Annotated in this window: 16 protein-coding genes; 2 read left to right on the top strand and 14 right to left on the bottom strand. The window is 61.3% G+C overall.

Features of this window, described 5'->3' with window-relative positions:
- Positions 1 to 35: 35 nt before the first annotated feature.
- Complete coding sequence (locus QX124_RS05370) at positions 36 to 1,709, bottom strand: PHA/PHB synthase family protein (RefSeq protein WP_409997665.1); 1,674 nt, start codon at positions 1,707 to 1,709, stop codon at positions 36 to 38.
- Positions 1,710 to 1,918: 209 nt separating this feature from the next.
- Positions 1,919 to 2,281 (bottom strand): hypothetical protein, encoded by a 363-nt coding sequence (locus QX124_RS05365; RefSeq protein ID WP_315739043.1) that lies wholly within the window; start codon positions 2,279 to 2,281, stop codon positions 1,919 to 1,921.
- 162 nt (positions 2,282 to 2,443) lie between these two features.
- On the opposite strand from QX124_RS05365, the gene QX124_RS05360 reads away from it, so the two are divergent.
- On the top strand, positions 2,444 to 3,172 hold the full coding sequence (locus QX124_RS05360; RefSeq protein WP_315777046.1) for a CBS domain-containing protein: 729 nt from the start codon (positions 2,444 to 2,446) through the stop codon (positions 3,170 to 3,172).
- Positions 3,173 to 3,230: 58 nt separating this feature from the next.
- Here the strand turns inward: QX124_RS05360 and QX124_RS05355 are convergent, their stop codons facing one another.
- The 6 genes from QX124_RS05355 to QX124_RS05330 all read right to left on the bottom strand — a co-directional run bounded on the left by QX124_RS05355 (position 3,231) and on the right by QX124_RS05330 (position 6,789).
- Positions 3,231 to 4,493: a CoA transferase gene (locus QX124_RS05355; protein ID WP_315796560.1), complete on the bottom strand. Its 1,263-nt coding sequence runs from the start codon at positions 4,491 to 4,493 to the stop codon at positions 3,231 to 3,233.
- 193 nt (positions 4,494 to 4,686) lie between these two features.
- A complete protein-coding gene (locus QX124_RS05350) occupies positions 4,687 to 5,148 on the bottom strand; it encodes a GNAT family N-acetyltransferase (protein ID WP_315756135.1) in 462 nt (153 codons plus the stop codon).
- A gap of 4 nt (positions 5,149 to 5,152) precedes the next feature.
- Positions 5,153 to 5,452 (bottom strand): hypothetical protein, encoded by a 300-nt coding sequence (locus QX124_RS05345; protein WP_315739047.1) that lies wholly within the window; start codon positions 5,450 to 5,452, stop codon positions 5,153 to 5,155.
- Positions 5,449 to 5,832: a hypothetical protein gene (locus tag QX124_RS05340; RefSeq protein ID WP_315739049.1), complete on the bottom strand. Its 384-nt coding sequence runs from the start codon at positions 5,830 to 5,832 to the stop codon at positions 5,449 to 5,451. The genes QX124_RS05345 and QX124_RS05340 overlap by 4 nt, the downstream gene beginning before the upstream one ends.
- Before the next feature lies 1 nt (position 5,833).
- Positions 5,834 to 6,076, bottom strand: a complete 243-nt coding sequence (locus QX124_RS05335) for a hypothetical protein (protein ID WP_315796559.1) — start codon at positions 6,074 to 6,076, stop codon at positions 5,834 to 5,836.
- A 137-nt stretch (positions 6,077 to 6,213) separates the two neighbouring features.
- The gene (locus QX124_RS05330) at positions 6,214 to 6,789 is read right to left on the bottom strand and encodes a hypothetical protein (protein WP_315796558.1); all 576 of its coding nucleotides are present in this window, start codon (positions 6,787 to 6,789) and stop codon (positions 6,214 to 6,216) included.
- 252 nt (positions 6,790 to 7,041) lie between these two features.
- On the opposite strand from QX124_RS05330, the gene QX124_RS05325 reads away from it, so the two are divergent.
- Positions 7,042 to 8,127: an acyltransferase gene (locus tag QX124_RS05325; RefSeq protein WP_315796557.1), complete on the top strand. Its 1,086-nt coding sequence runs from the start codon at positions 7,042 to 7,044 to the stop codon at positions 8,125 to 8,127.
- 34 nt (positions 8,128 to 8,161) lie between these two features.
- Here the strand turns inward: QX124_RS05325 and QX124_RS05320 are convergent, their stop codons facing one another.
- The 6 genes from QX124_RS05320 to QX124_RS05295 all read right to left on the bottom strand — a co-directional run bounded on the left by QX124_RS05320 (position 8,162) and on the right by QX124_RS05295 (position 13,702).
- Positions 8,162 to 9,196, bottom strand: a complete 1,035-nt coding sequence (locus QX124_RS05320; protein WP_315796556.1) for a phage tail protein — start codon at positions 9,194 to 9,196, stop codon at positions 8,162 to 8,164.
- Positions 9,197 to 9,451: 255 nt separating this feature from the next.
- Positions 9,452 to 9,973: a hypothetical protein gene (locus tag QX124_RS05315; RefSeq protein ID WP_315796555.1), complete on the bottom strand. Its 522-nt coding sequence runs from the start codon at positions 9,971 to 9,973 to the stop codon at positions 9,452 to 9,454.
- Positions 9,974 to 9,982: 9 nt separating this feature from the next.
- Entirely contained in the window at positions 9,983 to 11,068 is a 1,086-nt protein-coding gene (locus QX124_RS05310) for a hypothetical protein (RefSeq protein ID WP_315796554.1), read from the bottom strand.
- Between the two features lie 101 nt (positions 11,069 to 11,169).
- A complete protein-coding gene (locus QX124_RS05305; RefSeq protein WP_315796553.1) occupies positions 11,170 to 12,036 on the bottom strand; it encodes a tail fiber domain-containing protein in 867 nt (288 codons plus the stop codon).
- Positions 12,037 to 12,186: 150 nt separating this feature from the next.
- Positions 12,187 to 12,873: a hypothetical protein gene (locus tag QX124_RS05300; RefSeq protein ID WP_315796552.1), complete on the bottom strand. Its 687-nt coding sequence runs from the start codon at positions 12,871 to 12,873 to the stop codon at positions 12,187 to 12,189.
- Positions 12,848 to 13,702 carry a hypothetical protein gene (locus QX124_RS05295; protein ID WP_315739058.1) on the bottom strand — a complete coding sequence of 285 codons (855 nt, stop codon included), beginning with the start codon at positions 13,700 to 13,702 and terminating at the stop codon, positions 12,848 to 12,850. The genes QX124_RS05300 and QX124_RS05295 overlap by 26 nt, the downstream gene beginning before the upstream one ends.
- Positions 13,703 to 13,893 lie beyond the last annotated feature (191 nt).

Here is a 13,893-nt window from a genome sequence, read left to right as displayed (position 1 = left end):
CGGTGGGATGGCCCCCTGGCCGCAACGCGCGGCGATCACGTGTGCACGTAGTCGCCCGGCGCGTCTCCGAGATCATTCGAACGATCTGTCCCGAGTTGCGGCGGTGCGCCCGGCGCTCCCGATTGCTGTCCGAGCCACGCTGTCCAGGCCGGCCACCACGATCCCTCCAGCTTTGGCGATGTGCCCTGCCACTCGTCGGGTCCGAGATATGGAGCGTCGGCAGCCTTGGTTCGCAACTGATGGGAGTGCCCCTGCTCGCCCGGCGGCGCCACGATGCCGGCATTATGGCCGCCGCTGGCGAGCACGAAAGTGACGTCAGCATCAACCTCGTAGTGGACCTTGTACGTCGACTTCCAAGGCGCAACGTGATCACGCAGCGTCCCGACGACGAACATCGGCGTGTGGATATCCGAGAGCGAAACAGGCTTCCCTTCGACCCGATACCGCCCCTCGGCGAGATCGTTGTTCAGGAACAGCTTGCGCAGATATTCGGAGTGCATCCGATACGGTAGCCGCGTCGCATCTGCGTTCCATGCCATCAAGTCGCTCGGGTTTGCGCGCTCGCCGAGAAGATAGTCGCGCGAGACACGAGACCAGATCAGATCGTTGGAGCGCAGCAATTGAAATGCGCCCGCCATCTGGGTGGTGTCGAGATATCCACGCTCCCACATCATGTCTTCGAGAAAGGCGACCTGGCTTTCGTTGATGAAGAGCGTCAGCTCTCCCGCTTCCGTGAAATCGGTCTGGGCCGCAAACAGCGTGATTGTCTTCAGGCGCTGGTCGCCATCGCGTGCCATGGCTGCCGCCGTGATCGAAAGAAGCGTTCCCCCGAGACAATAGCCTGCGGCATGGACCAGCGTATTCGGAATGATCCTTCCGATCATATCCAGGGCAGCCATGACGCCCAGCGAGCGGTAGTCGTCAAACGCAAGATCCCGGTCTTCCGCTCCGGGGTTTCGCCAGGAGATCATGAAAACCGTAAAGCCCTGGTCGGTCAGGTATCGGACCAGCGAATTGTGCGGCGACAGATCCAGGATGTAATATTTCATGATCCAAGCCGGTACGATCAGGACCGGCTCTGGTCGCACCTTCTCGGTCGTCGGCGCGTATTGAATCAGCTCAATCAACTGATTGCGAAGCACAACCTTGCCCGGTGCGGTCGCGACAGTCTTGCCGACGACGAACTCACCATTGCTCGATATCTTCCCCGGCTGCATCACCTGCATGAGATCGGCGAGCCAGTTCTGCCAGCCGAAGATCAGGTTCTCGCCACCGCTTTGAAACGTCTTCTCCAACACTTCCGGGTTGGTCGCTGCAAAGTTCGATGGCGCGAAGATGTCGAGCAGTTGACGAATTGAAAAGTCGACGACGGCTTCGTTGGCAGGGTCGACACCACGAATGCCGGTCGTCGCCTTGTGCCACCAATCTTCCCCGAGCAGGAACGCCTGGGCGAACAAGTTGAACGGGTGCGTCGCCCATTGCGGCTTGGAAAAGCGATGATCGTTGGCCTGCGGCTTGATCAGGTCCCAAGGACTGCGATTCGGGTCTGCAAACCGCAATGACCGTTCAGCGACCTGCTTAGCGCCGTGCCAGGCATCTCGGACGATTTCGATCTGACGCTGAGGTGCAGCGGCCAGATGACAAGCCCAATCCAGATACGCCATTGATAGAGCGGCCGGGGAAATTCCACCGGTGAGCCGAGCCAGCATCGCGCTGAAGGCCCTGTCCAGCTCGTGATCCTCGCGTCGAAGCTCCCCGGAGGCCGCGTCGGCTTCTCGGGAGAGCAACTTTGCGTCGGGTGCGGCGAGCGCACCCTCCGGCTTCAAAGAGGTCTCTGCAAAGACAACGGCACTGCTCCGGTCGTTAACGGTCGTTCCCTCGCGTTCCAGTCGATCGGGACGCGACGCCCCCGCACTCTTCAGTTTCGCCACCGTTGCCCCATGAGATTCACGCTAGCATCAATCAGGCGCTGCCCGTGCTTGAAGAGTCGATCGCAATCCCGCCTGACGAAATCAATCTGATGCCGTCCACATTCCTGGACCATCGCCTGGATTCCCTTCACGGAATGCACGCCAGCCAGCTTCGACACAAACTCGGCCAGCAGATGCGTCTCCGTACGCGCGCGATCCAGCACTTCGTTGCTGGCAAACAGAACCTCCTCCATGACGATCTGCTGGGAACCAACGAGCAGCTCGAGTGCGTGCTTGTTGGAGAGAGCGACACGTTCGGACAGTTCGGCCGTTTCGTCGGCCAGGACCTTGGTCCCGGAGAACTCGGACATGGGCACCTTCTCCTCTCGCCAGATCAAAATGCCTTATAGCTGCAATTCAATGCCAGGACCTTGAGCTGCGTCAATGACGCGGCCGCACCTCCTTTGACCTGCGTCAATTCAAGACCGTGGCGGCGGATTACGTTTTCTTAGCCTTTGACATTGGAGTTCGCCATGCGCGCCCACCAGATCATGACCCGTCCCGTCATCACCGTCACCCCTGACACTTCCATCGTGGATGCGGCAAATATCATGCTTCAACGGCACGTCAGCGGCCTTCCCGTGGTCGATTCCGGCGGAAAACTCGTGGGCGTCGTCTCGGAAGGCGATTTCATCCGCCGATCCGAGATCGGCACAGGGCGTAAGCGCGGCCGTTGGCTGCGCTTCATTCTCGGGCCCGGGAAGTCGGCCGCCGACTTCGTCCACGAGCATGGTCGCAAAGTGTCAGAGGTAATGACCAAGTCTCCCCTGACGATCACCGAAGACGCCGCGCTGGCGGAGATCGTGGAACTGATGGAAAAGAACCACGTGAAGCGGTTGCCCGTGGTCAAGGGAGACCGGGTCATCGGCATCGTGTCACGGGCGAACCTGCTGCAAGCGGTCGCCGCGCTCGGGCGGCAGGTCCCGGATCCGACGGCGGATGACGATCACATCCGCAACCGTGTGATCGACGCTCTCGAGAAGAACGACTGGTGCCCGTTCGGATTGTCCGTCATCGTCAAGGACGGCATCGTTCATCTGAGCGGCGTCATTACCGAAGAGCGCTCGCGGCAGGCGGCAATCGTTGCCACCGAGAACATCTCTGGTGTCAAGAAGGTGCATGATCATCTGTGCTGGGTTGACACCATGTCGGGCATGTACCTGAACTCACCGGAAGACGACGAGATGGCCAAAGCCGGCTGATGGCTGCTGAGGACGCTGCCGCTCTTCCTGCCTCGTGTCCGGCGCCAGTGACGATGCCTTAAGCTCCCGGATTGTTGCGTCCGAACGCCCCCGCCCGACGCAGGGCTTCGATCTCCTGCTCAGTGTGCCCAAGCCTGTGGCGCAGGATCGCGGCCGTGTGCTCACCGAGCCGCGGCGCCGCCGTCGGCTCGACGGTCGGCGTGAGCTTCATGGCGATTGCCGGCTCGATGTTGGGTATCGAGCCTGCGGTGGGGTGCGGAATACGACAGGTGCGGCCGCGCATCCGGACCTCGGCCGCGTTGAACGCCTGCTCGACCGTACGAACGTGTCCAACCGGAACTCCAGCCTGGTTCATCCGAGAGGTCCAGACATCCATCCGTTCCGTGGCGAGGATGTCGGCGATGAGGCCGCGCAGTTGCGTACGGTTGACCCATCTCGCCCTTCGCGTGGCGAAGCGGGGATCGCTCAGGAGATCCGGACGACCAAGCACCTCCGTAGCCAGCCGGCGGTAGAGCCGATCGTTGGCACATGCGATGTAGAGCGGACCATCTGACGCTTCAAAGACGCCGACCGTCGGAGAGTCGTTCGGCGAATTGCCCGTCCGCGTGGGGTTCACGCCGTTCATCAAATACGCCATTCCGGAGAAGCCGGTCATCGCCAAGGCGATGTCAAACAGCGCCACCTCGACGTGCTGCCCGCGACCGAGCCGCTGCCGGGCGGCGAGTGCCAATAGGATGGCATTGCAGGCGGACATGCCGGTGGCCAGATCAACGATCGGAGGACCGGTCCGCACCGGCGGACCATCAGCGAAACCGTTGAGGGACATGAACCCGCTTTCCGCCTGGGTGATTGGATCGAACCCTGATCGCCACGCGAATGGACCGGAGCGTCCGTAGGCCGAGATCGAGCAATAGATCAGCCCGGGATTGGTGCTGGACAGTGTCTGATAGTCCAGCCCGAACCTCTCCATGACGGACGACGAGAAATTCTCCACGACGATGTCGGCCTTGGCGATCAGCGCACGCGCGACGTCTCTGGCCTGCGGTATCGTGAGATCCAACACCATGCCGCGCTTGTTCCGATTGAGACTGAGGAACGCTGCGCTCTCTCCGCCGAGCTCGGCGTGCTCGTATGCGCGGGTATCGTCTCCCGTGAGCGGCTGCTCGATCTTGATCACCTCGGCGCCGAAATCGGCCAGCGTCTGTGTGCACGCCGGCCCTGCGACGACCCGCGTGAAATCGATCACCAGCAGACCAGCCAGCGCGGTTGGCGCGTCAGGCGGCCGTGGCGCACGCTCTGGCAGGGTGACCTCGGCCGGCATCCCAGAGTCCTTCCCGCTGCTCTGATCGTCTGAAGCGATCTTCCATTGACTGCCCGGCGTGGCATTGTCTCCAACGTCCGACAATGCATGGTTAACTCAACGGCAGCCGCAAAAAAAGCCCGGGTCGGAGCTGTCGAGCCGGCCCAATTCTGCTGCAGCGCAATGCAATCTGCATGAGGCATCGATCGACAGCTCACCGCCCGATCATCTTGCGCCAATAGAGCGAGTTCACCCAGGCCCAGGGCCGGACCGGTTGGAACAACACATATCCACACCGAATGAAATTGTTCGCGGATACGATGTTGCAAGTCGTATCCGAAACGATGCAATCCAGGCCCGAGCGACGCGCGCGCTGCTCGATCACACGCATCAGCCGTCGCTGCAGGCCGTAACCACACCGCTCTTGGAGAACGCCAACCCTCGAAAGATAGGCTATGCCCTTGCCGAGGGATGACGGCATCATTCCGGCAAAGGCGACGGGCCGTCCGAGCTCGGTCGATATCCACCATTGTCCGCTCTCGAAATCGGGCAGAGGTGCGCAATCGAGGAATGTGCGCGCATGGAGCTCCTTCAAGGTGTCGAGGACGTCAGGCTCGCAAGCGTCGACCTCTCTGATGCGGAAGCGGCGGCCTCGCCGCGAGATCCAGGCTGGCACGGCATCACCTTCCGAGCACGACTTTGATGCCGAGCCAGATCGCACCGATCAGACCGGTCGCGATGACCGTGATGACGGCCTTGAACGTATAGCTCTGGGCCTGCTCCACGCTCTTGCGCCAGCGCCGCAGGTGCTGGAAATCGGCTCTCAGCTCCTTCCGATCCTCCTCCTCGATGCCGAACGAGGTGAGAATGGTCGCGATCGCTCTCATCACGACGGCATCGATCTCGTCGCGCTGAAGCTGGCTCTGCTTGGCCAGGGTCTCGGCGACGACGGCCGTGATTTCGTCATGGCTGATGTTCATCGCCTGATGATCCTCGCTACATTTTCGAAGCCGCGTTTGGCAAAATAGAAGGAGATGACGAGATTCGCGGTCGTCGACGCGAAGCCCGCGAGCGGATCCGTCGAGCCGAGCCCGAGCACTTTGTCCCACACCAGCAGCTTGGCAAAGTAGATCGAGACGCAGTAGCCGATGAGCTTGTCCGGCTCGTACCAGCAGCCGATTTCCGCCGCACGCAGCCGAAGCTGCGCGTCGCTTTCCGAGACCTGCGCGGCGATCTCCGTCGCCGCGAGGTCTGCCGCGATCTTTGCATCCGCGTTGCCCGCCCTCAGCTTCGCCTGGTAGGCGTCGATCAGCCCCTTGATCACGGGCCCGCCCAGAAAGCCCAGAATGCTCATCCACATGTCACGATGCCCTCTTGAGCGAGCGCAGCCGTGCGAGAATCGTGATCAGCGAGATCGCGAGAAAGATCCGGCCGACGGCACGGGTATCGCCGACGGCGGCGCTGATCTGATCCTTCAGGCTCGGGTCCCCGAGAGCGTCGCTGACGTTGTCGACGATCGACAGCAGAAGCCCGACGACCGCCAGCACGTAACTCCAGGCGATCGTCAGCGAATGACGACACGCAGCCTTGACTTTCGTCCACATGATGAATCCTTTCCAAAAAATTGCGCAGACGCGCCGCCGGCTCTCGCGAGCCGCGCTCGGTGCCCCGCAGATCGTTGTGTCTTGGCCGAGATCGACCGTCCGTCGGTACGCCGGCCAGGAGCACGAGGCTGCGCCGGTCAGCGATTGCCCAGAAGGCGTTTCACCAGGGCAGCAAAAAGGGCCCCAATGGAGCCCTTTGCCGGATGCCTGATCGATGCGGGAGTCGGCGCCGGAGGCCAGGTGTCGGGCGGCCGCTCCGTCTCCACAAGGCCGGTCGGGAAGCTGATGGTCGCATCGATCTGCATCATGGTCTTGAGCAGCCCGGCGCAACCCGGCTGCCGGTCGACCGCCTGGGGATCGTAGACTCCGTCACGGACATACTTGCCGGCACGATATTGATCGGTCCCGGCCCAGACATAGGGAGACGGCACGCCCCGGCGCGCGTAGCCCAGCCCATTATACTGCTCGAGAAGCGTCAACGCGCCGCCAATCGACCAGTCCCGCCACCGCGCCGCATGCGGCGCGCAATTGACGAGCGCGTCGACTGCGGTGTCCTCCCACGAGGCGAACGGTCCTCGTCCCGCAGGCACGTGGACCGACACTCGGTCCCAGGGATCCCCCTGCGCCAGCGACCGGGCCCAGCTCTGCGACGATTCGCGCTCGTGGATGACGGCGATGATCGGCCAGGGGACGCCGGTCGCGGCCTCGACCACTTGGTAGCGTCTCCGGGCGGCAACAAGGCGGCGGGCTGTGGCGTCCAATGAGCGGGTTAGGTTGGCTCTCTCCCACCGGCGGGCGTTGGCATCGACTATAGAATTCAGGTCCATCGGGGGGCGTTCCTTCATAAAAAAGCCGCTAAGGCTAGCGGCTTCCGTCTTGCTACACACCGGGTTGCGTGATTGTGTCGTCGCTCGCATGCCTCGGCGGCGGGCCAGTCGCCACCTTAGAAACGCGTGAGAGCCACCTTGGTCATTCCAGATCGCAAACCGTACCTGGACGGTCTACGCGGGGTCGCGGCCGTGGTCGTCTTCATTGGCCACCTGCTTCTCTCTCTTTTCGGCGCCTTCTGGATCTTCAACGGTCGCGCGGCCGTATGCGTTTTTTTCGTCCTGAGTGGATACGTGTTGGCCGATATGATTGCTCGCTCAAGAATGAGCCTGCCAGCGCAGGTTTTGCGACGCTATCTTCGCTTGGCTGGCCCCATGCTCCTCACATCAGCGTTCGCCTGGGGACTTCTCGCAGTTGGCGCCTATCGAAATGCTGAAGCCGCTGCGGTCACGGGATCGCAATGGCTCGCACTCTGGTACCAATTCGAGCCGTCGTTCACGACGATGGTATGGGAGGCTGTTTACGGTGCCTTCATTACCGGCACGTCCGCTTACAACTCGAACCTTTGGACGATGCGTCCGGAGTTGATTGGCAGCGTCTTCGTATTCGTTATCGGCTCCTTCTCGATGACGAGAATATGGAGGGCCATCTTTTACATCGCCCTGGCCATCTGGTTCTGGTCTGATTACTTGATGCTGTTCTCGGTGGGCGCGCTGTTTTTCGATTTCAACCCCGAGCTTTGCCGACTGATGAGATCGACTGTACTACGCGTGGTATCACTTGTAGCTGGGCTGTTCTTCTTCATTGCAACCGAACGAATACTGAATCGTCTGAATTTTCCTCACGTAGATATGATGAAGTGGCAGATGCTTTCAGCAGTCTTGATCGTAGCCGTGGTCCTGACTTGGCCGCTTGTGCAGCGCTTGATCGGCGGCGCGCTAGGTCGGACGTTGGGCCGCATCTCATTCACGCTCTACCTAATCCATCTTCCGATCATCTGCAGCATGACGAGCTGGCTCGTCATCACGCTCCCGCCCTCCGTTGCTACCCCGGCTTCCGTTGCCCTTACCATCGTCTGCGTTTTCGGCGCATCCCTCCTGCTGAGCCGACTGGTTGATCAATGGCCAACCATGATTTCCCGAGCTGCGGGAACCACTATCGACGCCATTGTCAAGTCGACACGAGCTAGATTTAGACAGCGCTACACCGCCATCATAGACTAGCATAGTCACCGCGCGTGGCCGCGCCCACCATATATCAGATGACCCGCATGATGCGATTGCAGAGAATAGTAGGTTGAACGAGATTGTGAGACAATCCGCCTGTATTGTTCGAGGTTACGTTGATTTGGTTGGCGCCTGAGAGCGAGTTGACGCCTGCCCAGCTTGCGCTGCTAGAATTTGCAGAATAGGGCCCGCCAGAGCCGAACGCCGCGACGCCGCCCTGGACATTTACCGCGGCTGTCGTAACGGGAATTCCGGTAAGCCCGTTTTGTGATTGAACCGTGATGTTATTCGATGCGCCGGACGCAATGCCCGTCGGCAACTCCGAAAGCGTCAGAGTATGCGCATCTTCTCCTCCAGCTCCACCTAGGCTATGGCGAACACCGGCTAGTGCTCCTGATGCCAACCGGTTAGCCGAAGATCCGCCCATGTTGTCTGGGCAGGCCGTCGCACGGCCGCGGAGGTCTGGCAGGTTGAAGGTGGTTGACCCATCACCCGAACCATAGTTGATGCCAATCAGTGTAAACAGGGTGGCGTAGGTCGTGCGGCTGATCGCCTGGCCGTAGGGGAACGCAAACGAGCTGTTCGGGCTGCTCCCCGCCCAGTATTCGAGTGTTGCCCCGAGCGGAATGTTATGCGGATTACCGTAAAATCCATGCAGGTAGAAGCTGCTATCCGTGTGATTGTACACGGCGACGTAGGGCGTCCCCTGGATGATCGTTCCGGCCAGAAGATCGGCATTGGGCGCGCTGCGCAGCGGCTTGGCACCAAGCGAATCGACGTTGAGCGTCACCGGTGCGCCATTGGTGACGTGCGGCGTGAACGCGATGATCTGGCCGTTGAGATGCGGCAACGAATCGAATTGCTGATTGCTCGTTACGGCATAGGCTGTGCTCGTACCGCTCGTCGCGATCGCCCCCGCAATGTCGTCGCGATATTTTGCGGTCGCAGCCATCATGGCCCGAGCGGAATCGTTGATGCTCGACGGGACCTGTCCTTCGGACCAGTTGATCGTCGGATCGGCCGTGGCATCAGCCGATGCGGTCTGCGACCATCGATAAAGTGTCATTCTGCTCCTCACATGAAAAAGGCAGCCACGCGGGCTGCCGGGGACTTGTTTCTCGCTCCTCGATGCGGGCACATCGCGGCTCCTGCCGATGATCGATCACGCGTGCATGGCTAAGTTTCTCGCCGAAGCGTCAAATATTGCTCGCAGGCACAGGACGGCGTCCTGGCGATCAGCAGATTGCGGATCACCCCCTTGGGCACTCCGGGGCTCTCTCTTGCGATCGCGTCGACACGAGTCTGCACGACGCGCTCGATCTCACCCCGAAGCTCCTGAATCCTGTCTTCGATGGTCGGATTGCTGCGATTCTGCTTCATCGGTCTGATCCTCCTTCATCGTACGCTCCGCGGATCGGAGCCGTGCGAGTATCTTGTTTGCATGCGCGAGGGCGTGCTGCGTGCGTCTCAAGCTCTTCTCGCGCCTCGTCTCGTGGTCCGCGATGAAGCGCTTCAGATCGTGCGGCAAAAGCCTGAAGCGCTCCTTCCAGGGACCCGGCCAGGATTGCGGGGGCGATAGGTTCGCGATGTCGTCGAGGACGATCGCGACCGGCTCTGCCGCTGTGGGATCAGCCAGCCCCAACGAGGCGTGAGTTCTGGAGATGTCGAGAATCGCCTCCCAAACCTGCTCGGCACCTATGCCGGCGTGCTCGCGGGCGAAGCGGGCGACCGCCGCCGGCGAGGCCGGGCAGAACGTCTCGTGCTCCCGCTCACACCAGCGTGCGAACAGCGGAGCGCGCTGCCTGCGCGCCTCGGCAAGCGCAGCCAGAACGGGGTTTGTCATCGACCGGCCTCACGGCCGCCTGGACATGCGGGCCTGATAGAGGGCGACCGCGTCCTTCAGATCACCCGACGATGTCAGGCGGGCGTTGAGCGCCCGCAGATCCGTCCGTCCCCGCTCCCCCGACGAGACTGAGACCCCCGGCCGCACCACGGGCGGGACAGCCTTCGTCACCGCAGCGTCCTTTGCCCGCATCATCAGGCGATATCGCGCGGCGTCGTACATCATCCGCTGGAACGTGGCATGGCGCATCAGCGGCTCGGTCTGGAACAGCCGGTTGAGCTCGGACGCCGGGATCCCGCTCTCCTTTGCCGACGCCACGATCTCTGCGGCAACGGCCTGGCGCACGGCGCGCGGCTCGCTCTTCAGCATGCCCTCGAGCCGGTCGTCCTGCTCCTGCGCGAAGGACTGGAAGCTCCGCTGAGCCACTTCGGCGTGCTGGCGCTGCGCCTCCGCCTGCTGTGCCAGCAACTGATCCGACATCGCGACGGCCGCCTGAATGCGCCCGAACCTTCCGGAATCCTCGCGCGACATCCGTTCGAGCGCGGCGGGGACCTGCTCCGCGGGCATGCCGGCAAATTCAGGAAACTGGCTGAGGAAGCTCGCCTGGGCAATCTGGACGGCCGATGCCAGGCCTTCTCGGTAGGATTGGCGGGCCTGCTCTGCTTCGCCGATCTTCTCCTCGATCGCCTGCAGCACCTGCGGATGCTGCAGGGCTTTCGCCAACTCCGGCGCAAGCCGCGACGAAGCATCGTGCTGCGTCGAGCCGGTCTCGGCAGTGGACTCGGCTTCGCCCGAAGCCGGCCCGAAACCGTCGGGCTCACCATTTGCCGGCGAACCCAAGTGGTCGCTCGAATCGGAATCCGGCGTCCCGCGAGATGCCTCACCCACCTCAGCGGCCCGGACGCGCGCGTGATCACGCGCCGCGCGTTCGAGCGTGACCGACTCGCCGCGATCGACCAGGTTGCCGGCTTCGTCGACATACTCCCGGACTATCACCGGCGGACGGGGATCGGTGCGCTGCTCGGCAGCGTCGCGCAGCGACGCAACGTCGCCGCCGAGCGCCTCGCGCTCCGGCCGCTCCTCCGGATCCGGCATCGGCCGATAGCCGGCATTCTCCAGCTCGAATGCTGCACCCGTTACGAGATGCTCTGATTCATCTGACATTCACGACCGCTCCCTCGAGACGCTGCACCGAACTACTTCTTGCCGAACGCGCCGCTGAACGGCTGGAGAAGACTGCCGATGCCGCCGGCGATCTTCGCAAACTGGTCGGCACCGGACATCTCCTGTGTTCCCGTCATGGTGCCGTTGGTCTGCTGACCGAGCTGTGCGATCGGCGTCCCGATCTGCGCCAGCAGTCCAAGCGCCTGCACCGGAATGCCGCGGCGCTGCGCCTCTTCCGCCAATGTGGCGTTGGCTCCATAATTCTGCGCATCGAGCGCGGCCTGTGACGCCGTCAGCCCCTGCCCCTGGTTGGTGAGGTACTGCTGCTGCATGCCGCCCAGCATGTTGGCTGTCGTGTTGCCGGCGCCGTACAGCGCATTGGCCGCGCTCAGCTGGTTCTGGACGTCCTGGTTGTACTGGGCCGCGATCACAGGCGCTTCCGCCGCAGCGACGCCGCGGCCATACGCCATCTGGTTGGCGCCGCTGAAGTCGCGACCCGCGGCTGCGAACTGACCGTTGATGGACGTCCCGACGTCGTTCTGGATCTGCGCCAGTTGCGCCGCCAGCGCAGGATTGTTGCCGATCATGCTGCCGTTGGCATAGGGCGACAGCTGCCCCTGCAGCGTCTGCAGGTTGGACTGCACGTTGGGCGCCTGCGCCAGCGCATTGCCGCCGTTGAGCAGCGACTGCGCGTAGGAGCCGATGCCGCCGGCGTAGGGATTGCCCTGCGCCGCATTCTGCCTGAGCGTATCGAGCGCGCCGCCCTCGGCGCTGGTCAGCCCGGTATTGTTCAGCCCATTGCCGACCTGAGACAGAATACCCTGCAGCATCGGCTGTGCCGGCTGCCACGGCTGCGTCTGGGATTGTTGAGTCTGGGTGCTGGATGATTGTCCGCCCATTGGGCACGTTCCTTGATCTGACAATGTTAAGAGTTGGCGCAACTGCAAGATCGCAGTCCTCGAACAAGGCGTCGCCGTGAGCAAGTCTGCGATCCGTCCGGAGGAGGCAGCGGCACACGGAGAGTTCAGTCGTCCTCGTGCAGATCAACGTTACTCAACGCGCGATCTCAAGAAGCGCTTCTGCGGCTTCGATGGTTCTTCGCTTGAACCCGTTTGCGATGCCCGGGTCGGATGACCCTGATCGGCCTGCTGTGCGGCAGCAAGTCTCATGTCCGGATCAAGTCCGGTGCGACTGGCATCTTTTCTCAATGCCGACTGTGAGGTCTGCTGAAATGGCCGTTGGTCCAGAAGATTGTTTCCGAGCAGATAATCAAACAGCCAGTCGCGGATCGGCCTTCCAGGGATGGGTGACGGTGCGGGAACTGGTGCCGGAATAGGAGGAAAACCCGGGCTAGGATTGCCGGGTGCCGGATATTTCAACGATGGCGGCAGGCCCGGCTGTGATGGATCTTCGAACCAGGAGGGCAATCTTGGTGGCGAGCTTGGCGTCCTCGACCCTGGCAGCGGAATACCCTGGAAAGGACGGGTATAATCTCTGCCATCAAGATAACGTCTCCAATCAGGCACACGCAATACTTCTGGCTCGATCCCCTCACGCACTATATTTGGCCAATCACTTGATTTCTCTCTTGGATTTCCCACCATATCTTCATTCCCCGAGGAAAAAAAAGCGCGCCACGTCAGCGCGCCGTCAACTATCAAGGCTTTTTCGGGTGTCAGAACAGCTCGGCTGACATTTCGGAAAGAGCCCTCATGGATCGTAAACAACTCGAGCACGGAGCCGCAATCGCTCGGCAAGAGCCGCAACTTCCTCCTGGCTATCGGGATAGCGTTCGTAAACGATCTTGGTCTTGACTGAACTTTGTTGATAGCGAGGATGCCATGTCCACATCAGACCAGTTGTCTCGGTCGCCCTTTTCCAATCGATATTCCTTAGAGCTCTCCTGATAAATGTACTCTCCGGCGGTTCCTCGAAATTATCATTGACGCGCCGTACGCTCATGAATCCCAGCCTCAGTTCATAGATTGGACCTGGCGTCCGCAGAAGCGGTTTCCCACAGGGGCCGATGTCAAGGCGTGGCAAACCTTCGTCGAGTGCATTCCGAAGACCTAAGCAGAATCCGTCCACCACTAAAGGTCCCCATGCAACCAACGCATCTTTCAGTATAATCGTCATCCCGGAGGCAACCACGATATAACTGGCGCACCCAAGCAAGCAGTAGCTACGAACTACGACGGTCGCATTCCGACCACGTAGGCGCTCCGCAAGCTCCATCATTGCAACGTCGTCACCACCAAAACTGCGGATAACGACTAGTCCGCCGACTTGCAATTCGTCGACGAGCGACAGATCCTGATGGGCATAGAGATGGCCGTCAAAGCAAAGAATCCGCTGATCCGGCGAAAGTGCCAGCGGACCCGCGACTTCGCGAGCGCAGTATTCTGCAGCAGCGCGATAAGGGCTGAAGTCAATCTGCTCGGCACGAGTCGAGTCCATTCTCATCGTGAGTGCCAGCGCCACGAGAGCGGCTTTTGCTCCCGACTGCACAAAGCCTGCTAAGACTCTTGCTGTTTTGGTGCGATCTGCACTTGTCTGATAAAACATGCGTTTTGTCCGGCAACTGCGCAATTTGGGGACGCAACATGCCCTCTGAATTAAAAAGGAACATATCAAGAACATCCTGTCAAGTGCAAAGGTCGCCTTTGCGCGTGCCGGGGGCAGAGCTGATTTTATCCGTGATAGGATCATCTTGTCTGATCAGCGTATGAAAAGCGCTATCGAGACCATCAACGCTG

It is taken from the genome of Bradyrhizobium sp. SZCCHNRI3043, assembly GCF_032377735.1.
Lineage (GTDB): Bacteria > Pseudomonadota > Alphaproteobacteria > Rhizobiales > Xanthobacteraceae > Bradyrhizobium.
This window is presented reverse-complemented; position numbering and strand designations above follow the sequence as displayed.

Coding starts and splice junctions, on each gene's coding strand:
- QX124_RS05295 (WP_315739058.1), bottom strand. CDS start 13,702: ATGTTTTATCAGACAAGTGCAGATCGCACCAAAACAGCAAGAGTCTTA.
- QX124_RS05310 (WP_315796554.1), bottom strand. CDS start 11,068: ATGCCGGATCCGGAGGAGCGGCCGGAGCGCGAGGCGCTCGGCGGCGAC.
- QX124_RS05320 (WP_315796556.1), bottom strand. CDS start 9,196: ATGACACTTTATCGATGGTCGCAGACCGCATCGGCTGATGCCACGGCC.
- QX124_RS05355 (WP_315796560.1), bottom strand. CDS start 4,493: ATGCCGGCCGAGGTCACCCTGCCAGAGCGTGCGCCACGGCCGCCTGAC.
- QX124_RS05315 (WP_315796555.1), bottom strand. CDS start 9,973: ATGACAAACCCCGTTCTGGCTGCGCTTGCCGAGGCGCGCAGGCAGCGC.
- QX124_RS05370 (WP_409997665.1), bottom strand. CDS start 1,709: ATGCTGGCTCGGCTCACCGGTGGAATTTCCCCGGCCGCTCTATCAATG.
- QX124_RS05340 (WP_315739049.1), bottom strand. CDS start 5,832: ATGTGGATGAGCATTCTGGGCTTTCTGGGCGGGCCCGTGATCAAGGGG.
- QX124_RS05365 (WP_315739043.1), bottom strand. CDS start 2,281: ATGTCCGAGTTCTCCGGGACCAAGGTCCTGGCCGACGAAACGGCCGAA.
- QX124_RS05305 (WP_315796553.1), bottom strand. CDS start 12,036: ATGGGCGGACAATCATCCAGCACCCAGACTCAACAATCCCAGACGCAG.
- QX124_RS05360 (WP_315777046.1), top strand. CDS start 2,444: ATGCGCGCCCACCAGATCATGACCCGTCCCGTCATCACCGTCACCCCT.
- QX124_RS05345 (WP_315739047.1), bottom strand. CDS start 5,452: ATGAACATCAGCCATGACGAAATCACGGCCGTCGTCGCCGAGACCCTG.
- QX124_RS05335 (WP_315796559.1), bottom strand. CDS start 6,076: ATGTGGACGAAAGTCAAGGCTGCGTGTCGTCATTCGCTGACGATCGCC.